The organism is Paraburkholderia sp. A1RI_3L (assembly GCF_048957895.1).
Classification (GTDB): Bacteria; Pseudomonadota; Gammaproteobacteria; order Burkholderiales; family Burkholderiaceae; genus Paraburkholderia; species Paraburkholderia kururiensis.
In genome coordinates, this window is the sequence record NZ_JARCHA010000001.1 from 621187 (window position 1) to 640159 (window position 18973).

At 65.9% G+C, this 18973-nt stretch carries 17 protein-coding genes and 1 tRNA gene; 11 read left to right on the forward strand and 7 right to left on the reverse strand.

Features of this window, described 5'->3' with window-relative positions:
- Positions 1–11 precede the first annotated feature (11 nt).
- The 6 genes from PXJ20_RS02995 to PXJ20_RS03020 all read left to right on the forward strand — a co-directional run bounded on the left by PXJ20_RS02995 (position 12) and on the right by PXJ20_RS03020 (position 4131).
- Positions 12–87 (forward strand) — tRNA-Phe (locus tag PXJ20_RS02995).
- Between the two features lie 430 nt (positions 88–517).
- Positions 518–1249 carry a 7-cyano-7-deazaguanine synthase QueC gene (gene queC, locus PXJ20_RS03000; RefSeq protein ID WP_421030148.1) on the forward strand — a complete coding sequence of 244 codons (732 nt, stop codon included), beginning with the start codon at positions 518–520 and terminating at the stop codon, positions 1247–1249.
- 77 nt (positions 1250–1326) lie between these two features.
- Positions 1327–1959: a 7-carboxy-7-deazaguanine synthase gene (gene queE, locus PXJ20_RS03005; protein WP_421030149.1), complete on the forward strand. Its 633-nt coding sequence runs from the start codon at positions 1327–1329 to the stop codon at positions 1957–1959.
- Positions 1960–1968: 9 nt separating this feature from the next.
- Complete coding sequence (gene queD / locus PXJ20_RS03010; protein WP_026120959.1) at positions 1969–2412, forward strand: 6-carboxytetrahydropterin synthase QueD; 444 nt, start codon at positions 1969–1971, stop codon at positions 2410–2412.
- 244 nt (positions 2413–2656) lie between these two features.
- A complete protein-coding gene (locus PXJ20_RS03015) occupies positions 2657–3439 on the forward strand; it encodes an HpcH/HpaI aldolase family protein (RefSeq protein WP_126878595.1) in 783 nt (260 codons plus the stop codon).
- A complete protein-coding gene (locus PXJ20_RS03020; RefSeq protein ID WP_017772375.1) occupies positions 3436–4131 on the forward strand; it encodes a tetratricopeptide repeat protein in 696 nt (231 codons plus the stop codon). The genes PXJ20_RS03015 and PXJ20_RS03020 overlap by 4 nt, the downstream gene beginning before the upstream one ends.
- 59 nt (positions 4132–4190) lie before the next feature.
- Here the strand turns inward: PXJ20_RS03020 and rodA are convergent, their stop codons facing one another.
- The 5 genes from rodA to PXJ20_RS03045 form a co-directional block, all read right to left on the reverse strand.
- Entirely contained in the window at positions 4191–5339 is a 1149-nt protein-coding gene (rodA, locus tag PXJ20_RS03025; protein WP_026120960.1) for a rod shape-determining protein RodA, read from the reverse strand.
- A gap of 19 nt (positions 5340–5358) precedes the next feature.
- Complete coding sequence (gene mrdA / locus PXJ20_RS03030) at positions 5359–7830, reverse strand: penicillin-binding protein 2 (RefSeq protein ID WP_421030150.1); 2472 nt, start codon at positions 7828–7830, stop codon at positions 5359–5361.
- Positions 7831–7888: 58 nt separating this feature from the next.
- Positions 7889–8401 (reverse strand): rod shape-determining protein MreD, encoded by a 513-nt coding sequence (gene mreD / locus PXJ20_RS03035; RefSeq protein ID WP_017772377.1) that lies wholly within the window; start codon positions 8399–8401, stop codon positions 7889–7891.
- Positions 8398–9519, reverse strand: coding sequence for a rod shape-determining protein MreC (gene mreC, locus PXJ20_RS03040; RefSeq protein WP_413212844.1), 1122 nt, complete (start codon positions 9517–9519; stop codon positions 8398–8400). Before mreC ends, mreD begins: the two co-directional genes overlap by 4 nt.
- 120 nt (positions 9520–9639) lie before the next feature.
- Positions 9640–10683, reverse strand: coding sequence for a rod shape-determining protein (locus PXJ20_RS03045; RefSeq protein WP_017772379.1), 1044 nt, complete (start codon positions 10681–10683; stop codon positions 9640–9642).
- A gap of 376 nt (positions 10684–11059) precedes the next feature.
- Here PXJ20_RS03045 and gatC point away from each other — a divergent pair, with 376 nt between their 5' ends.
- The 5 genes from gatC (at position 11060) to PXJ20_RS03070 (ending at position 16374) form a co-directional block, all read left to right on the forward strand.
- Positions 11060–11359 (forward strand): Asp-tRNA(Asn)/Glu-tRNA(Gln) amidotransferase subunit GatC, encoded by a 300-nt coding sequence (gatC, locus tag PXJ20_RS03050; RefSeq protein WP_017772380.1) that lies wholly within the window; start codon positions 11060–11062, stop codon positions 11357–11359.
- Positions 11360–11559: 200 nt separating this feature from the next.
- Entirely contained in the window at positions 11560–13062 is a 1503-nt protein-coding gene (gene gatA / locus PXJ20_RS03055; RefSeq protein WP_017772381.1) for an Asp-tRNA(Asn)/Glu-tRNA(Gln) amidotransferase subunit GatA, read from the forward strand.
- 1 nt (position 13063) lies between these two features.
- Positions 13064–14548 (forward strand): Asp-tRNA(Asn)/Glu-tRNA(Gln) amidotransferase subunit GatB, encoded by a 1485-nt coding sequence (gatB, locus tag PXJ20_RS03060; protein ID WP_421030151.1) that lies wholly within the window; start codon positions 13064–13066, stop codon positions 14546–14548.
- 134 nt (positions 14549–14682) lie between these two features.
- A complete protein-coding gene (locus tag PXJ20_RS03065) occupies positions 14683–15522 on the forward strand; it encodes a PPK2 family polyphosphate kinase (protein WP_017772383.1) in 840 nt (279 codons plus the stop codon).
- 66 nt (positions 15523–15588) lie between these two features.
- Positions 15589–16374 (forward strand): exodeoxyribonuclease III, encoded by a 786-nt coding sequence (locus PXJ20_RS03070; RefSeq protein ID WP_199543016.1) that lies wholly within the window; start codon positions 15589–15591, stop codon positions 16372–16374.
- On the opposite strand, the gene PXJ20_RS03075 is transcribed toward PXJ20_RS03070, so the two are convergent.
- Together PXJ20_RS03075 and PXJ20_RS03080 are read right to left on the reverse strand one after the other, a co-directional pair.
- Entirely contained in the window at positions 16371–17555 is a 1185-nt protein-coding gene (locus PXJ20_RS03075) for a M48 family metallopeptidase (protein ID WP_421030962.1), read from the reverse strand. The genes PXJ20_RS03070 and PXJ20_RS03075 overlap by 4 nt on opposite strands.
- A complete protein-coding gene (locus PXJ20_RS03080) occupies positions 17537–18931 on the reverse strand; it encodes an AmpG family muropeptide MFS transporter (RefSeq protein WP_413212847.1) in 1395 nt (464 codons plus the stop codon). The genes PXJ20_RS03075 and PXJ20_RS03080 overlap by 19 nt, the downstream gene beginning before the upstream one ends.
- Positions 18932–18973 lie beyond the last annotated feature (42 nt).

Below are 18973 nucleotides of genomic sequence, written 5' to 3' on the forward strand. Positions count from 1 at the left end.
GCTTCTTCGTTGGCCCGGTAGCTCAGTTGGTAGAGCAGCGGATTGAAAATCCGCGTGTCGGTGGTTCGATTCCGCCCCAGGCCACCAGAATTAAGTAAGCCCCAGGAAATCGTCAGATTCCTGGGGCTTTCGTTTTGGCCAGTGTCCAGGCGGGTAGGCCCGGTCGGCTCGCCGGTGGCGGTATGGGGCGCGTGATAATATAACGCGCTACATCGCGACCGAAGCGGCAAGACGGAAGCGCCAATCGCCATGCGTCGATTGCCCCGTTCGCGAGTTCCGATCAAGGCCCGCCGTTCCAGCAACGGCACGAGTGTGCAGCAGGCCGAACCCGCTGCCCGGCCCGTGCGCCGGGGCGACAGATTCTGACGATTGGCGGTATAAGCGCGTGCGCGCCCTGCAGCAGATGGCGCGACCTATACTGCCCGGGCCGCGGCACTGCCGCTTCGCGCTGCTTCGTCGCACGTAGGGTGCACACGAGGCGAGCGCGGTGCCCCCACTCAATACACGGAGCTTCACGGTGACTCGAACAGACGCTAAAAACAGCGCGCTTGTGCTGTTTTCGGGCGGCCAGGACTCGGCCACTTGCCTTGCATGGGCGCTCGACCGCTTTGAGACGGTAGAAACGCTGGGCTTCGACTACGGCCAGCGGCACCGCATCGAACTGGAGTGCCGCGAGAGCTTCCGCAACGCGATTGCCCAGCAGTTTCCGGCTTGGGGCGCTCGCCTGGGCGACGATCACATGATCGACCTGTCAGTGCTCGGCGCGATCAGCGAAACCGCGATGACGCGCGAGATCGAGATCGAAGCCTCCGCGAGCGGGCTGCCGAACACGTTCGTGCCGGGCCGCAACCTCATGTTCATGACGATCGCGGCGGCGATTGCATACCGGCGTGGATTGCAGGTGCTGGTCGGCGGAATGTGCGAAACGGATTTCTCGGGCTACCCGGATTGCCGCGACGACACCATGAAGGCGTTGCAGGTGGCGCTCAATCTCGGCATGGACAGCCGCTTCGTGCTGGAAACGCCGCTCATGTGGCTCGACAAGGCCGATACGTGGCGGCTTGCGCATGAGCTGGGCGGCGATGCGCTCGTGGAACTGATTCGCGTGGAAACGCACACGTGCTACGTCGGCGAACGGGCGGAACTGCATAGCTGGGGCTTTGGCTGCGGCGAATGCCCGGCATGCCGGCTGCGCAAACGCGGATACGAGGCGTGGCTCGCCGGCGAAAAGGTGACTTCGCCCGTGTGAGCCTGTGCCGCACACGCAGCGGCGACGCAAATCGAAGGCGTGATCCCACGCCAGGACGAACACAGACAGAAAGCAGCATGACGTACGCGGTCAAGGAAATCTTCTATACGTTGCAGGGCGAGGGCGCGAACGCCGGCCGTCCGGCCGTGTTCTGCCGGTTCGCCGGCTGCAACCTGTGGTCCGGGCGCGAGGAGGATCGCAGCGAAGCCGTGTGCCGTTTCTGCGATACCGACTTCGTTGGCACCGACGGCGAGAACGGCGGCAAGTACCGCGACGCCGCCGACCTCGTCGCGAAAATCGCGTCGCTGTGGCCCGCAGGCGAAGCGCACCGCTTCGTCGTCTGCACGGGCGGCGAGCCGATGCTGCAGATCGACCAGCCGTTCGTCGATGCGCTGCACGAAGCGGGCTTTGAGATCGCCATCGAAACGAATGGCTCGCTGCCGGTGCTCGAGACGATCGACTGGATCTGCGTGAGCCCGAAGGCCGACGCGCCGCTCGTCGTGACGAAGGGCAACGAGCTGAAGGTTGTCGTGCCGCAGGACAACCAGCGCCTCGCCGACTACGAGAAGCTCGATTTCGATTACTTTCTCGTGCAGCCCATGGACGGCCCTTCGCGCGACATCAACACGAAGCTCGCCATCGACTGGTGCAAGCGGCATCCGCGCTGGCGGCTGTCCATGCAGACTCACAAGTACCTGAACATTCCCTGATCCGCCGTGCTGACGATTACCCGAAAACTCGAATTCGATGCGGGCCACCGCATTCCCGACCACCGCAGCCAGTGCCGCAATCTGCACGGCCATCGCTATGTGCTCGAAATCACGCTGCAGGGCGATCTGGTGGAAACGGAAGGCGCGCCGGATCGCGGCATGGTGATGGACTTCGCGGACGTGAAGGCGCTCGCGAACCAGCATCTGGTGGACCGCTGGGACCATGCATTCCTCGTCTTCGAGGGCGACACGCAGGTGCGCGGTTTCCTCGACTCGCTGCCCGGCCACAAGACCGTGGTGCTGGACCGCATTCCCACGGTCGAAAACCTCGCGGCCATCGCGTTCGACATCCTGTCGAACGTCTACGACGCCCACTACGGCGTGAATCTGCGTCTGGCGCGCGTGCGTCTCTACGAAACGCCGAATTGCTGGGCGGAAGTGACCCGCGACTAGTCAGCGCCGGCGAGCGAGGCCCACGATTCGGGCCTCCGGCGGGAGCTGACCCGCCCCGACGCGTGCCCGTTATTGTCACGGTATGATCGCTCCACAATCACATGGAGCGAGACGTGCCGGCCGCAATTTCCCAAGGCGTTCAGCCACACGCGCACACGCGCGACACGCGTCCATGCGGCGCGCGCAGCCTGGCTGAACGGCATCCGCCAGCCGGCGCCGTCGCTCTTTCGCAAGGAGCGCGGCGATGAGCACCTTCACGAATCCCCTCAAAGAGCGGCTCAAGGAGGCCGGGCCGTTGTACGGTCTGTGGCTTTCCATGGGCAGTGAAACGGCAGCCGAGGCGCTCGCGCACGCGGGCTTCGACTGGCTGCTGATCGACATGGAACACACGCCCAACGACAGCGTCGACGTGACCGCCCAGCTGCGGGCGATTGCCGCGGCACATCTGCCGAGCGAACCGGTGGTGCGCCTGCCGGCCAACGAGCCGTGGCTCGTCAAGCGCGTACTGGATGTCGGCGCGCGCACCGTGATGTTCCCGAACGTCGAATCGGCCGACCAGGCGGCGCATGCCGTTCGGCTCACGCAATATCCGTCGCAGAGCACGCCCGATGGTCTGCGCGGTGTGGCTGGCGTCGTGCGCGCGGCGGCCTATGGCATGCGGCGCGACTATCTTCAGACGGCCAACGCGCAGATCGCGACCATCGTGCAGATCGAGTCGGCGCAGGGCTTGCAAGAGGTGGAACGCATTGCGGCCACGCCGGGCGTGGACTGCGTGTTCGTCGGACCGGCGGATCTGGCTGCGAGCCTTGGCCATCTGGGCGACTCGAAGCATCCCGATGTGCAGGCCGCCATGGCGAAGGTGGTTGCGGCGGCGCGTGCCGCGGGTATCGCGGCGGGCATTTTTGCACTGGACGTGGCCAGTGCGCGTCAGTACCGCGAAGCGGGCTTCAACTTCATCGCGCTCGCTGCGGACGTCATGTGGATGTTGCGGGCAACGCGCCAGGCGTTGCAGGAGGTACGGTCATGAAAACGCGTCGGCTAATCGCTGCGCTCGCGGCGGCGGGCGGGCTCTTTATGGGTGGCCCAGCCTTGGCGCTCGCGCAGCAGCAAGGTGGCGGCAAGAGCGATCCCCAGACTGAATCGGCGGTGGCCGACTACAACGCCGGAAACGTCGGCGCGGCGCTTGCGGAATTCCGTCAGGCGGCGCAGCGCGGCAACCGGCTCGCCGAATTCAATTACGCGATGATGCTGCTCAACGGCGAGGGCACGGCCGCCAACGTCGACGAGGGCAAGAAGTGGCTGCGCAAGGCCGCGGACGCCAACATGTCGCACGCGCAGTATGTCTACGGGAAGATGTACGACGACGGCGACTTCGTCGGCCGCGATCCGGCTGAGGCGCATCAGTGGTTTCTGAAGGCGGCGCAACAGGGCCATGTGCAGGCGGAACTCGCACTCGCCAATCAGTTCCTGGACGGTCGCGGCACATCGCGCGACAACCGCCAGGCGTTCTACTGGTACAAGAAGGCCGCCGAGGGCGGCGACATGACCGCGCAATACGTGGCCGGCTCCTTTTACGAGCGCGGCGGCGACGGCGTGGCAAAGAACCTGAACGTGGCGCGCGCCTATTACGCGGCGGCTGCGGCGCAGGGCGATCCGGCGGCGCGCCTCAAGTACCAGCAGTTGAGTGCGCAGATTCAGAAGGCCGCGCCGACGCAATAAGAAATCAGCCGTGCGCTGCGTTGCGGCACCGCGCGATGGCCGCAACCGCGCAGCGCTACCTAGCTCTGCATCAGCCGTTTTTGCCGCGCGACGCTCATGATGAGTCCGATCGCGATGCCGAGTGTCGTGAGCGCGGTGCCGCCGTAGCTCATGAAGGGCAGCGGCACGCCGACCACCGGCAAGATGCCGCTCACCATGCCGATGTTGACGAACGCGTAGGTGAAGAACGCCATCGTCAGCGACCCCGCCAGCAGCCGCCCGAACAGCGTCGCGCCGTTCGCGGCGATGTAGAGCCCGCGCGCAATGAGCGCCATGTAGAGCGTGAGCAGCACGATGCCGCCCATCAGCCCGAATTCCTCGGAAAAGACGGCGAAGATGAAGTCGGTGTGCTTTTCGGGGATGAACTCCAGATGCGCCTGCGTGCCCTTGAGCCAGCCCTTGCCGAGCGGTCCGCCCGAGCCGATCGCGATCACCGCCTGAATAGTGTGAAAGCCTTTACCGAGCGGGTCTGACGTGGGATCGAGCAGCGTGCAGATGCGGTGCTTCTGGTAGTCGTGCATCAAGGGCCAGTTGACCTCGGGCTGGCAGATGCGATCCTGGAAGACCGCAATCGACCCCACAGCGATCACGCCCGCAATCAGCACGGGCACGATCAGCTTGAAGCTGAGCCCCGCGAAATAGATCACGAAAAAGCCCGCGGCGAACACGAGCACGGCGGTGCCCAGATCAGGCTGCTTGGCGATCAGCGCGACCGGCAGCCCCAGAATCACGAAGCCCACCACGTAGTCGTACCAGCGGATCACGCCCTCGCGACGCTGGAAGTACCAGGCCAGCATGAGCGGGACGGCGATCTTGAGGATCTCCGACGGCTGAATCACCACGCCGACGTTGATCCAGCGCTTCGCGCCCTTGCGCGTGAGACCGAACATCGCCACCCCGACCAGCAGCGCGATGCCCACGGTGTAAAGCGGCACGGCGAAGCGCATCAGCGTAGTGGGGGGCACATTGGCGAGCGCCCACATCAGCACGAAGGTCAACAGGATGTTGCGAAGCTGGTCTTCCACGCGGCCCGGCACGTCCAGACTCGCGCTGTACAGCGTGACGATGCCCACGCACAGCAGCAGGAAGACAGTAAGCGCGAGCGGACGGTCGAAGCCCGCGAACATCCGCTTGATGCGGTCGAGCACGGCGTGCTTGTCGATTTGCATGAACTGCATGCTGCTCTCCTTACTCGTCGATGCCGCCGGTGGCGGGCGCGGGTGGCACGACGGTGTGGTCTGCTGCGTCGCCGCCGGTCTCGCGGCCAGGCGGCGGTGCGAGTACGGCGGAGGCGGTGTCGCCTGCGCCGCGGCGCGAGGGGCGCGGTCCGGTGCGGCGCGGTGCTTCGGCCCGGGTGGCCGGGGCCTGCGTGTCTTGCGCCGACGCCGCGCCCGGGGTACTCGCCTCGCGAGGTACAACTGGGCGGGCGGTGGGCATGGCTGTCCCCGCGCGCGGCACGGCACCTGGCGACGCTGTAGCGGGTGAGGAAATAGCGGGCGACGCAACTGACGCCGTGCCGGAAGCTGTAGCCGAAGATGCGCCCAAAGCAGCGGACGACGCACCGACCGCCCCCGACGCGCCCAGCGCCTCAGACGCCGCTTTTTCCTGCGCCGTCACCGGCATCGGCAGCGCCTTGAAGCCGGGCGCGATAGCGATGGGCCCAACGGCGCCCACCGCCGACGTCGCCGTATCCCCAATCGCGGGTGCCGAGCTTTCCTGTGCCGCGGACGCCGCCGCGGCCACCTCGGCGGCTTGCATGCCGGGTTTCTTGCGGTCCACCAGGTAGTAGTCCATGACGCGGCGGGCAATCGGCGCGGCCGATTCCGCGCCCCAGCCGCCGTTTTCCACGATCAGCGCGAGCGCGATCTTCGGATGGTCCACCGGCGCGAACGCGATGAAGAGCGCGTGGTCGCGCAGCTTTTCGGAAAGCCCGTGCGCCCGGTAGTTGCTGCCCTGGAGCGAGAACACCTGCGCCGTGCCGGTCTTGCCCGCTGACTCGTACGGCGCGTTCGCGAAGACTTTGTACGCCGTGCCGGACGGATTCATCATCACGTTTTCCATGCCGCGCTTCACGACGTCGATGTCCGACTGCTTCACGTCGATGCGCCCGCTTTCGTGCGGCACGGTGAGATGCGTGTCGTGCGTGATGGGGTTTTCGATTTCCTTCACGAGGTGGGGCTTCATTACCACGCCGTTGTCGGCGAGCGTGGCGACCGCGTGCGCGAGTTGCAGGATCGTGAACGAGTTGTAGCCCTGCCCGATGCCGAGGCTGATCGTTTCACCCTCGTACCAGCGCTGCATTTCCGGCTTGCGGTACGCCTTTCTCTTCCACTCGGTGGAGGGCAGGATGCCGCGCGCTTCGCCCGGAATATCGATGCCCGTGATCTGGCCGAAGCCCCACGGCTTCATGAAGTCGGCGATCGCGTTGACCCCCAGGTCGTGCGCGACCATGTAGAAATAGGTGTCGTTCGACACCATGATCGCGCGGTTCATGTCCACCCAGCCCTGGCCGCTGCGCACGTCGTTGCGGAACGTGTGGTTGCCGAACGTGTAGTAGCCGGGATCCTGGAAGCCCCACTGCGGCGTGCGTTTGTGCAGCGTGAGCGCGGCGAGCGCCATGAACGGCTTGTACGTGGAGCCCGGCGGATAGGTGCCGTGCAGCGGACGGTTCAGGAGCGGGTGGTCCGGCGAGTTGTTGAGTTCGTCCCAGGTCTGCTGGTCGATGCCGTCCACGAAAGAGTTCGGATCGAAGCTCGGCGCCGAGACGAACGCGAGCACATCACCCGTGGAAGGCTCGATGGCCACCAGCGCGCCGCGTTTGCCCGCGAACGCTTGCTCGGCCACTTCCTGCAGCCCGATGTCGAGCGAGAGCACGAGGTTGTTGCCAGGCGTCGCCTGCGTGCGCGAGAGCGTGCGCACGGGCCGCCCGCCCGCCGTCACCTCGACTTCCTCGAAGCCTGTCAGCCCATGCAGTTCGGTTTCGTAGCTCTCTTCGACGCCGATCTTGCCGATGTAGTCCGTGCCCTTGTAGTTGTTCGCGTCAAGGCGCGGGTCGTAGTGCTCGGGGTCGCTGTTGTTCTGCTCGCTCTGGTCGTCGATGCGCTCCTGGTCGCGCTGCGAGATCCGGCCGATGTAGCCGATCACGTGCGCCGCCGTGGGGCCGAGCGGATATTGGCGGAACAGGCGCGCGCGCACTTCGACGCCCGGAAAGCGGAAGCGCTGCGCGGTGAAGCGCGCCACTTCCTCGTCGGTGAGGCGGGTGCGGATGGGCAGGCTTTCGAAGTGCTTCGAGTCTTCCAGCAGCTTCTTGAAGCGGCGCCGGTCGCGCGCGTCGATCGTGATGACGGTGGAGAGCTGGTCGATCACGTTGTCCAGCGTGTCGTTGAGCTTGGACGGTGTGATTTCGAGCGTGTACGCCGAGTAGTTCTTCGCGAGCACCACGCCGTTGCGGTCGGTGATGATGCCGCGGTTCGGCACGATGGGCGCAACCGAAATGCGGTTCTCGTCGGCCTGCAGCGAATACTTGCTGTGGTGCCAGACCTGCAGGTACAGGAACCGCAGCACGATGAGCCCGAAACAGACGAACACGAACAGGCCCGCCGCCGTCACGCGCAGGCGGAACCTGAAGAGTTGCTGCTGGGTGTCCTTGAATTCGGTCATGCGTAAACCAAAGGGCCGCGCGGGAAGAGATCGCGACCCAGAAAGCGGTGTGGCCTGCCTAGATGGGCCGCGTGTCGTCCGGGTCTACCGGACGGCGCTGCGGCATCAGCAGCAGGATGCTGGCGAGCGGCCACAGCGCGGCTTCCACGAAGCCGTCGATCAAATAGCCCCAGCCGGGAAAGGCCGCGCCCATCAACAGGCGAATGATGAATGGCACCACCTGCGCGCCAACGAGGAGCGGCATCACGGCGAGCATCTGCCAGAGCGGCGAGACCCACAGCACGCGGCGATGAATCGTGATCGCGCCGTACGAGAGCAACGTGTAGGCGAGCGCGTGCTCGCCGAGCAGGCTCGCATTGTGCACGTCCATGAGCAGGCCGAGCAGGAATGCGGTGCCCATGCCCACCTTGCGGGGCTGGTGCACGTTCCAGAACAGCAGCACGAGCGCGACGAAGTCGGGCACGCCGATCAGCTTGCCCCACGGCATCAGGTTCAGCAGGAACGCCGCGGCGAGGCTGAAGACGATGAAGTACGGATTGACCGGCTGCAGGATGTATTGGGGGCGGTTCATGGCTTGCTCCCCTGCGCCGCGCGCGGCTGGCTGGCCGCACGGGCCGTGGCCGGCTTGCCGGCGGCCGGGGCGGGTGCTTTTGCTTCGGCGGCTTTCGGTTTCGTTTCGGCAGGCGGTGCTTTTGCGTCTGCTGCCTTGCCCGTGGTGGCGGCTTTGCTGTCCGGCTTTTCGGCGCCCTTATCGGCGCCCTTGGACGCGCCCTTATCGGTACCCTTGGCGCCTTTCTTCGCCTTCGCATCTTTTGCCGCAGATGCCGGCTCGGGTTCCGCGGGACGTGGCGGCGCGTCGGTCTGATAGCGCAGCACGAGCATCTGGCGCGCGCCGCGCACGGCGGCCACCGGCACGCAGATCACGCGGGCAAACGCGGTGTCGGCCTGCTTGTCCACGCGGATCACCTTGGCGACCGGCAGCCCTGGCGGATAGACGCCGTCGAGCCCGCTCGTCACGAGTTCGTCGCCGACCACCACGTCTGCGCTGATGGGCACGAAACGCAGGTCGAGCGCGTCGCCCTTCGGCGTGCCGTAGATCACGCTGCGCAGGCCGGTGCGCAGCACCTGCACGGGCACGGCCTGGTCCTTGTCGGTGAGCAGCGAGACTTCGGATTGCAGCGGGAATACGCGGGTCACCTGGCCCACCACGCCGTCTTCGCTGACGACGGGTGCGCCGTTGTGAATGCCTTGCTGCGAGCCGCTGCCGATCACGATCTTCTGCGTGAACGGATCGGCGGTGTCGTACTGGATTTCGACCGGGATCGACTGCGTGCTGGCGTGCTGCGAAAGCTGTAGCAGCGCGCGCAGGTGCGCGTTTTCCACGCTGAGCGAGGCGGCAAGATTGGCCTCTTGCGCGAGCTTCAGATTCTTCGCGTGGAGCTGGGTGTTTTCGCTGCGTAATTGCGAACTGGTGACGGCGAGATCCGCCGCGCCCATGAAGAGGTCGCGCGGCACGAGCGCTGCGCGCTGCAGCGGATAAAGGCCCGCACCAAGAATGCCGCGCACGATTTCCAGCGTGTTGAACCGCGCGTCGGAGACGAGCAGCACGAGCGAAAGTACGACGAAAAAGATCAGCCGTACGAGAGCCGACGGGCCTTGCTTGAAGAGGGGCGGCGGACTGTATTCCATGGTCGGCGCCGGGGGCGTGAGCGGTTGGGCGTAACAGCGGCGCTGAAGTGCGCCATCAGCGGGCGGCGGCCCGGGGAACCCGGACGAGCCGCGCCGCTGGCATCAGACAGGAGCCCCGCTTCACTCGTACGAGAAGATGCTGCCGAGCTTGTCCATGCGCTCGAGGGCCATGCCCGAGCCGCGCACCACGCAGGTGAGCGGGTCTTCGGCCACGAGCACCGGCAGGCCGGTTTCTTCGGCGAGCAGCCGGTCCAGGTCGCGCAGCAGGGCGCCGCCGCCCGTCAGCATCATGCCGCGCTCGGCGATGTCCGCGCCCAGTTCGGGCGGCGTCTGTTCGAGCGCGATCTTCACCGACGACACGATCTGGTTCAGCGGATCGGTGAGCGCCTCGAGAATTTCGTTGCTGGAGATGGTGAAGCTGCGCGGAATGCCTTCCGAGAGGTTGCGGCCCTTCACTTCCATTTCCTTGACTTCGGAGCCGGGGAAGGCCGAGCCGATTTCCTTCTTGATGGCTTCGGCGGTCTGTTCGCCGATCAGCATGCCGTAGTTGCGGCGGATGTAGTTGACGATGGCTTCGTCGAACTTGTCGCCGCCCACGCGCACGGAGCCCTTGTAGACGATGCCGCCCAGCGAGATGACGCCCACTTCCGTGGTGCCGCCGCCGATGTCCACGACCATCGAGCCCGTGGCTTCCGACACCGGCAGGCCCGCGCCGATGGCAGCCGCCATCGGTTCTTCGATCAGGTAGACCTGCGAGGCGCCTGCGCCGTGAGCCGCTTCCTTGATGGCGCGGCGTTCCACCTGGGTGGAACCGCACGGCACGCAGATGATGATGCGCGGCGACGGCGAGAACATGCGCGATTCGTGGGCCGTCTTGATGAACTGCTTGATCATCTGCTCGGTCACGGTGAAGTCGGCGATCACGCCGTCTTTCATCGGCCGAATGGCTTCGATGTTGCCCGGCACCTTGCCGAGCATCTGCTTGGCTTCGCGGCCCACTGCCTGGATGGTTTTCTTGCCGTTAGGACCGCCTTCCTGGCGGATGGAGACGACCGAGGGTTCGTCGAGGACGATTCCTTTACCACGCATGTAGATGAGCGTGTTGGCAGTGCCGAGGTCAATCGCCAGATCGTTGGAGAAGTAGCTGCGCAAAAAACCGAACATTCAAAATCCTGTCTCGCTGGGGCCGTGCCTCGCATCGCAAGGGTGGAGGGCGGCAGCGGATAATTAAACAGCTTCGTGTCGGCGGATGCGCCGCCATGGGGAGCACGAAGCTGCGGGGATGTCTACCGGAGGCTTGCCCGGCTTCCTGCGATCCCGCTGCGGTGTGACGCAGGTCGTTCGGGAAAGGGCGCAGGGCGGTCCGGGTTTGGGTCGAACGCGTAATGATACCTTATAATTTTGCCTGTTTTGCAGGATAAGGACGGTACTTTTTGCTGTCGCCGGCACGTCCTTTCGGGGCCGGTTCCTGCGTCGTAAGCCACTGTCGCGGCACCATTTTTTGCGCGCGGCGACCCACTGAATCTCTTCCGGTGACCGCATGTCCCTGACCCTCAACGATGTGAAGCGTATTGCGCACCTGGCGCGGCTCGAATTACCCGATGCCGACGCCGAGCACACGCTTGCCCAGCTCAACGAATTCTTCGGCCTCGTCGAGCAGATGCAGGCGGTGGACACCACAGGCATTGCGCCGCTTGCGCACCCGATCGAGCAGATCGAAGACGTTGCGCTGCGTCTGCGCGACGACGCCGTGACCGAGACCGTGCAGCGCGACGAGTACCAGCGCGTGGCCCCGGCGGTGCAGGACGGGCTCTACCTCGTGCCGAAGGTGCTCGAGTAACCGCAAAGGCCGCGGGGCGATACCGCGGCCTTGAGCCGCAGGCACTGCGGCGCATGTGGCGACCTTGTGATCGCGTTCCGCCCGATCCGTCGCTCCGCCTCTTTGGCCTTTTTGCATTCGGGACGCAACCTGCCGGCGGGCAGGCCAGCACCCCACCGGCAGCGCCTTGATGCGCTGCCGCGCTCTCCAGGAACCACGCAATGCATGAAAAAAGCTTGACCGAACTGCGCGCCGCGCTCGCCGCGAAGGAATGTTCCGCGGTGGAGCTGGCGCAGCTGTATCTGAAGCGGATCGAAGCGCAGCAGGGCCTGAACGCCTTCGTGCAGGTCGATCCGGACCTCACGCTCGCGCAAGCGAAAGCCGCCGACGCCCGCCTTGCCGCCGGCGACGCCGGTCCGCTCACGGGTGTGCCGGTTGCCCACAAGGACGTGTTCGTGACGCGCGGCTGGCGCTCCACCGCGGGCTCGAAGATGCTCGCGAACTACGTGAGCCCGTTCGACGCCACGGTCGTGGCGCGGCTGGAACGCGCGGGCATGGTCTGCGTCGGCAAGACCAACATGGACGAGTTCGCGATGGGCTCGTCCAACGAAAACTCCGCGTTCGGTGCCGTGCACAACCCGTGGGACGTGAAGGCCGTGCCGGGCGGTTCGTCGGGCGGCTCGGCAGCGGCGGTGGCCGCGCGTCTCGCGCCGGCTGCCACCGCGACGGACACGGGCGGCTCCATCCGTCAGCCCGCGTCGTTCTCGGGCGTGACGGGCATCAAGCCGACGTATGGCCGCGTGTCGCGCTACGGCATGATCGCGTTCGCTTCGTCGCTGGACCAGGCTGGCCCGATGGCGCGCAGCGCCGCCGATTGCGCCACGCTGCTCAACGCCATGGCCGGCTTCGACGAGCGCGATTCGACGAGCCTCGTGCGCGACGACGAAGACTACACGCGCTACCTCGGCAAGGCGTGGTCTGCCGACGCCGCCGACAATGCCGCTGCGAACAAGCCGCTTACCGGCCTGCGCATCGGCCTGCCGAAGGAGTACTTCGGCGCGGGTCTTGCCGAAGACGTGCGCGCATCCGTGGACGCCGCGCTGCGCCAGTACGAGGCGCTCGGCGCAACGCTCGTGGAAGTGTCGCTGCCCAAGACCGAGCTTTCGATTCCCGTCTACTACGTGATCGCGCCGGCCGAGGCCTCCTCGAACCTGTCGCGTTTCGACGGCGTGCGCTACGGCCACCGCGCGGCCGAGTATCGCGATCTGCTCGACATGTACAAGAAGTCGCGCGCCGAAGGGTTCGGCCCCGAGGTGAAGCGCCGCATCCTCGTGGGCACCTACGTGCTCTCGCACGGCTACTACGACGCCTACTACCTCCAGGCGCAGAAGATCCGCCGCATCATCGCGCAGGACTTCCAGGAAGCGTTCCGCCAGTGCGATGTCATCATGGGGCCGGTGGCGCCTTCGGTGGCGTGGGACATCGGCGCGAAGGGCGACGACCCCGTGCAGATGTACCTCGCGGACATCTACACGCTTTCGGTGAGCCTCGCGGGCCTGCCCGGCATGAGCGTGCCCTGCGGCTTCGGCGCGGGCGCGAACGGCCAGCGTCCGGTGGGCTTGCAGATCATCGGCAACTATTTCAACGAAGCCCGGATGCTGCAGGTCGCGGACGCGTTCCAGCGCGTGACCGACTGGCATCGCAAGGCACCGGGAGGAATCTGACATGCAGTGGGAAGTGGTGATCGGCCTCGAGACGCACGCGCAGCTCTCGACCGCCTCGAAGATTTTCTCCGGCGCATCCACGCAGTTCGGCGCAGCGCCGAACACGCAGGCGTGCCCCGTCGACCTCGCGTTGCCCGGCGTGCTGCCGGTCATGAACCGCGGCGCCGTGGAACGCGCCATCCGCTTCGGTCTCGCCATCGGCGCGACGGTGGCGCCGCGCAGCATTTTCGCGCGCAAGAACTACTTTTACCCGGATCTCCCGAAGGGCTATCAGATCAGCCAGTACGAGATTCCTGTCGTGCAGGGCGGCACCGTCACGATTCAGGTGCCCGCCAACGAGAAGACCGGCGCGGCCGCTTACGAGAAGACCATCAACCTCACGCGCGCTCACCTCGAAGAGGACGCCGGCAAGTCGCTGCACGAGGACTTCGCGGGCATGACCGGCATTGACCTGAACCGCGCCGGCACGCCGCTGCTCGAAATCGTCACCGAGCCGGAAATGCGCAGCGCCGTCGAGGCCGTCGCCTACGCGAAGGCGCTGCACGCGCTCGTGATGTGGCTCGGCATCTGCGACGGCAACATGCAGGAAGGGTCGTTCCGCTGCGACGCGAACGTGTCGGTGCGGCCGGTGGGTCAGAAGGAATTCGGCACGCGCGCCGAGATCAAGAACCTCAACTCGTTCCGCTTCCTCGAAGACGCCATCAACTACGAAGTGCGCCGCCAGATCGAGCTCATCGAAGACGGCGGCACCGTGGTGCAGGAAACACGGCTCTACGACCCGGACCGGCGCGAGACGCGCTCCATGCGCAGCAAGGAAGACGCGCACGATTACCGCTATTTCCCCGACCCCGACCTGATGCCGCTCGTGATCGACGCGGCCTGGGTGGAGCGCGTGAAGGGCGAGATGCCGGAGCTGCCGGCCGGCATGCAGCGGCGCTTCGTCGAACAGTACGGCGTGACGCCGTACGACGCGGGCGTGCTCACGTCGAGCAAGGCGATGGCTGGGTACTTCGAGGCGGTGGTGGCGAAGGCGGGCGCTGGTCAGGACAAAACGCAGTCAAAGGTCGCGGCTAACTGGCTGATGGGCGAAGTGTCGTCGCAGTTGAACCGCGAAGGGCTCGATATCGGGCAGAGTCCCGTCTCCGCGGCGCAACTCGCGCTGCTGCTGCAACGCATCGCGGACGGCACGATCTCCAACAAGATCGCCAAGGAAGTGTTCCTCGCCATGTGGGACGAGAAGGCCACGGACGAAGGCGCCGCGGACCGCATCATCGAGGCGAAGGGTCTCAAGCAGATCTCGGATTCCGGCGCGCTGGAAGCGATCATCGACGAAGTGCTGGCCGCCAACCAGAAGTCGGTGGACGAGTACCGCGCGGGCAAGGACAAGGCGTTCAACGCGCTGATCGGCCAGGCGATGAAGGCGACCAAGGGCAAGGCGAATCCGCAGCAGGTCAACGAATTGCTAAAGAAGAAGCTATCCTCGTAAGCCGGCCGGCGGCGCGCCTCAACGTGCCGCAATTCGCGTCATCGCGCGCCCACGCGCATGAACCGAACGGGGCGAACCAGCGGGTTTGCCCCGGCAGGCGCGCCGCAATGCGTTTGTCTTGAGTGGAGCACTGGATGGCGAAAGCACCCGACCTCGACGATTTCCGCGTGCCGTTCTTCAGCGAAAGCAAGAAGGCGAAGAAGTTCGCGCTCGCAGATTTCGACCCGGCCGTGAAGCCGTTCTCGCGCGGATCGAAAGACGCCGACCGCGAGCGCCTCACCGAAGTCACGATGAAGCTCGACTCGCAGCAAGACCGGCTCTACGCGCAGCGTTACCAGCGCGTGCTGCTCGTGCTGCAAGGCATGGACACGAGCGGCAAAGACGGCACGATCCGCGCCGTGTTCCACGAGGTCGACCCGCTCGGCATTCGCATCGTGCCGTTCAAGGCGCCCACGCCCATCGAATCGGCGCACGACTTCCTCTGGCGCGTGCACGTCCACGCGCCCGCCGCGGGCGAGCTGGCCATCTTCAATCGCAGCCACTACGAAGACGTGCTCGTGCCCTACGTGCTGGGCCAGATCGACGACGTGGAGCGCGAACGTCGCTTTCGCCACATCCGCCAGTTCGAGTCGCTGCTGGCCGAGAGCGGCACCGCGATCATCAAATGCCTGCTGCACATTTCGAAGGAAGAGCAGCGCAAGCGCATCCAGGCGCGCATCGACGACCCCACCAAGCACTGGAAATTCGACGTCTCCGATCTCGCGGCCCGCAAGCTTTGGGACCCGTATCAGACCGCCTATGGCGAGGCGCTCGCGGCCACGTCCACCGAGATCGCGCCGTGGTACGTGATTCCCGCCGACTCGAAGACGCACCGCAACCTCATGGTGGCGGAACTGTTGCTGCGTCTGCTCGAATCGATGAACCTCGAATACCCGGCGGCGAAGGAATCGCTGAAGGGCCTGCAGGTGGAATAGGCACGATCCGCGCGCGCCGGCGCATGAGCGCGGCGCCGCGGCAACCCACTACAAAAAAGGAAAGACATGTTGCGTGTGATCACCGCCAACCTCAACGGCATTCGTTCCGCGGCGAAAAAAGGCTTCTTCGACTGGTTCGGCACCCAGGGCGCCGACGTGCTCTGCGTGCAGGAAATCAAGTGCTCGCAGGACGACATGACGCCCGAGTTCCTCGCGCCGCACGACTTCACGGGCTACTTCCAGCACGCGGTGAAAAAGGGCTACAGCGGCGCGGGGCTCTATACGCGGCATGAGCCGGACGAAGTCGTGATCGGCTTCGGCAGCAAGGAGTTCGACCCGGAAGGCCGCTACGTGGAAGCGCGCTTCGGCAAGCTCTCCATCGTGTCCGTGTACGTGCCCTCGGGTTCGAGCGGCGACGAGCGCCAGCAGGCCAAGTACCGCTTCATGGACGAGTTCATGCCGCACCTCGCGGCGCTGCGTGCGGAGCGCGAGGTGATCGTGTGCGGCGACGTGAACATCGTCCACAAGGAAATCGACATCAAGAACTGGAAGAGCAACCAGAAGAATTCGGGCTGCCTGCCTGAAGAACGCGCGTGGCTCACGAAGCTCTTCGACGACGTGGGTTACGTGGACGTGTTCCGCACGCTCGACCAGCGGCCCGAGCAGTACACGTGGTGGAGCAATCGCGGTCAGGCGTATGCGAAGAACGTGGGGTGGCGCATCGACTATCAGATCGCGACGCCCGGCATTGCCGGCAAGGCGAAGCGCACCTCGATCTTTCGCGACATCAAGTTCAGCGACCACGCACCGCTCACGGTCGACTACGACCACAAGCTCAAGGCGAAGGCTTAACGCCGCTGTTCAGCGGGCGCGCGCGGCGTGCCAGCGTAGTCGGGCAGCGCGTCCACCGTGCTGCCCACCGCTTTGGCGTAGAGCGGCAGCATATCGGTGAGCCGCTTCATGATGTCCTTGCGGCGCGCAGTCGTGTACGGATGCACGTAGATGAACCCCTGCTCGCGGTCGGCGCGCGTCGCGACAGCGAGCTTGTCCCATAGCGTGACGGCGGCGCGCGGATCGTAGCCCGCGCGCGAGGCGATGTCGGCGCCGATCACGTCGGCTTCTGTTTCGTCGGCGCTTTCGTACTTCATTTCGAGCAACTGTGTACCGATGCCGAGCGGCGCCGCGCCGAGGTCGGCAAGGCCAAACAGCTGCGGAATGCTGCCCGAGCCAAGTTGCGCGGCTTGCTGTTCGCCGAGGCGCTCGCGCGCATGTTCGCGCAGCGCGTGCGCGATCTCATGGGCCGTGAGCACGCCCAGTTCGTCGTCGTTCAGCCGCACGCGGTCCAGCATGCCGCCGTACACCACGACCTTGCCGCCCGGCAGACAGTACATGCGGACCGCCGGCGACTGGATCACCGCAACGTCCCACTTCCAGCCCTTCACGCGGTCGTTCCACTTCGAGGAGTAGGACGCGAGCCGCTCCACGATGGCGCGCACGCGCTTCACGCGCGCATCGGTGTCCGGGTACAGGCGGTTCTGGTGCTGCGCGCCGTAGACGATCTGCTGAAACTCTGCTGCAGCCTGCGCGTCGAGCATCGACGACGGAATCAGGTTGCGGAACGTGGCCATGTTCGGGCCGTAGCGCACCTCGCCCGAAGGGCTGAAGGGCGTCCCGCCTGGCGTGGAACTGGCGCTCGCGGCCGTTGCGGAAGCCGGGTTCAGCGCCGGCGCGCCGTGTGCCGTCGTGGACGCGGCGGAAGCCGGCGTAGCCGCAGGCGGATGGCCTGCTGTGTTCGATGCGGGCGCCGTAGCAGGGAGCGCGCTAGTCGCCGCGCTGGTGCCGCCGGTCGCTGTGCCGGTGCCGCTCGTGCCACCCGCGGACGCGTCGGCGGCGCGTGCTGCGGGCAATAGCCCCGTGGCCGCCAGCGCCCCCACAATCAGCAACGCGCTCAGCCGGGACGATGCCGGCGACGACGCGCCGCGTGCGCAGTCCGTTGCCACAGTGGCTCGCGGCTTCACGAGCGCAGCCTCCAGGGCGCGATGCGCACGAGCAGCAGCATGCCCGGCAGCGCAAGCGCGGTGCACGCAAGGAAGTAATCGAACCAGCCGATTTGCGCGACCACATAACCGCTCGCGGCCGACGCCAGCGTGCGCGGCACCGAGGCGAGGCTCGTGAAAAGCGCGAACTGCGTGGCCGTGTAACGCGGGTCCGTGGTGCTCGCGATATAGGCGGTGAACGCGGCCATCGTGAGGCCCGTTGCGAAGGTCTCCAGACCGAACACGAGCGCAAGCGCGACGGACCGCGGATCGAGCTGCATCTGCGAACTCGCGCCGAACACGGAGAAGAGCTTGCCCGTGAGATGACTCGCGCCCACCGTGAAGTCGTAGAGCGCAGCGAGCACGGGCGAGCCGGGGCCCACCTGGGCGAGCCAGGCGAAGCCGAGCGTGGAGACCATCTGCAACGCGCCGAAGATCCAGAGCCCGCGCCCGATGCCGATCTTCACCAGCCACACGCCGCCGATAATGCCGCCCGCAAGGCTCGCGCCGAACGCCGTGGTTTTCGCGATCACGCCGATCTGCGTGCGCGAGAAGCCGATGTCGAGAAAGAACGACGTCGAGAGCGTGGTCGCCATCGTGTCGCCGAGCTTGTAGAGAAAGATGAACGCGAGCACAAAGAGCGCGCCGCGCCAGCCGTCGCGTTCAACGAACTCGCGAAACGGCAGGATGATGGCGTCGCGCAGGTTCCTGGGCGGCGTGCCGTGCACTTCGGGCTCGCGCACCACGAGCGTCATCACCATGCCGGGCAGCATGAACGCGGCGGTGACGGCGAACACCGTGGTCCACGGCAGATGGTCGGAGAGAATCAGCGCGAGCGAGCCCGGAATCAGCGCCGCGATCTTGTACGCGTTGACGTGCACCGCGTTGCCGAGGCCCTGCTGCGTGTCAGAGAGCAACTCGCGGCGGTAGGCGTCGATCACGATGTCCTGGCTCGCGCCGAAGAACGCGACGAGCGCGGTGAGCGCGGCCACGGTCCAGATCGAATCGCGCGGCGAGACGAAGCCGAGCGCCGCAATGGCGCCCGCCACGAGAATCTGCGTGAGCAGCATCCAGCCGCGCCGACGGCCCGGCCGCCAGCCTGGTAGACGCGGCACGTAGCGGTCCATGAGCGGCGCCCACACGAACTTCCACGTGTAGGGAAACTGGATCAGCGCGAAGAGGCCGATTTCCTTGAGGTTCACGCCTTCGGAACGCAGCCACGCCTGCACGAGGTAGACCAGCGTGAAGAGCGGCAAGCCCGACGTGAAGCCGAGAAACACGCAGATCAGCATGTGCGTGTTCAGATACGCACGCCACCCGGGATGTTCTTCGTGGGCAGTGAGTGCGGGTACCTCGTGCAGCGGATTCGGCATGTGGCAGCGGTGTGGAGCGTGGGTCAGCGGATGGAGCTGGAT

Excerpts from the sequence above, each read along its gene's own strand:
- queE (WP_421030149.1), top strand. The coding sequence starts at position 1,327 with ATGACGTACGCGGTCAAGGAAATCTTCTATACGTTGCAGGGCGAGGGC.
- PXJ20_RS03015 (WP_126878595.1), top strand. The coding sequence starts at position 2,657 with ATGAGCACCTTCACGAATCCCCTCAAAGAGCGGCTCAAGGAGGCCGGG.
- PXJ20_RS03020 (WP_017772375.1), top strand. The coding sequence starts at position 3,436 with ATGAAAACGCGTCGGCTAATCGCTGCGCTCGCGGCGGCGGGCGGGCTC.
- rodA (WP_026120960.1), bottom strand. The coding sequence starts at position 5,339 with ATGCAAATCGACAAGCACGCCGTGCTCGACCGCATCAAGCGGATGTTC.
- mrdA (WP_421030150.1), bottom strand. The coding sequence starts at position 7,830 with ATGACCGAATTCAAGGACACCCAGCAGCAACTCTTCAGGTTCCGCCTG.
- mreD (WP_017772377.1), bottom strand. The coding sequence starts at position 8,401 with ATGAACCGCCCCCAATACATCCTGCAGCCGGTCAATCCGTACTTCATC.
- mreC (WP_413212844.1), bottom strand. The coding sequence starts at position 9,519 with ATGGAATACAGTCCGCCGCCCCTCTTCAAGCAAGGCCCGTCGGCTCTC.
- PXJ20_RS03045 (WP_017772379.1), bottom strand. The coding sequence starts at position 10,683 with ATGTTCGGTTTTTTGCGCAGCTACTTCTCCAACGATCTGGCGATTGAC.
- gatC (WP_017772380.1), top strand. The coding sequence starts at position 11,060 with ATGTCCCTGACCCTCAACGATGTGAAGCGTATTGCGCACCTGGCGCGG.
- gatA (WP_017772381.1), top strand. The coding sequence starts at position 11,560 with ATGCATGAAAAAAGCTTGACCGAACTGCGCGCCGCGCTCGCCGCGAAG.
- gatB (WP_421030151.1), top strand. The coding sequence starts at position 13,064 with ATGCAGTGGGAAGTGGTGATCGGCCTCGAGACGCACGCGCAGCTCTCG.
- PXJ20_RS03065 (WP_017772383.1), top strand. The coding sequence starts at position 14,683 with ATGGCGAAAGCACCCGACCTCGACGATTTCCGCGTGCCGTTCTTCAGC.
- PXJ20_RS03070 (WP_199543016.1), top strand. The coding sequence starts at position 15,589 with ATGTTGCGTGTGATCACCGCCAACCTCAACGGCATTCGTTCCGCGGCG.
- PXJ20_RS03080 (WP_413212847.1), bottom strand. The coding sequence starts at position 18,931 with ATGCCGAATCCGCTGCACGAGGTACCCGCACTCACTGCCCACGAAGAA.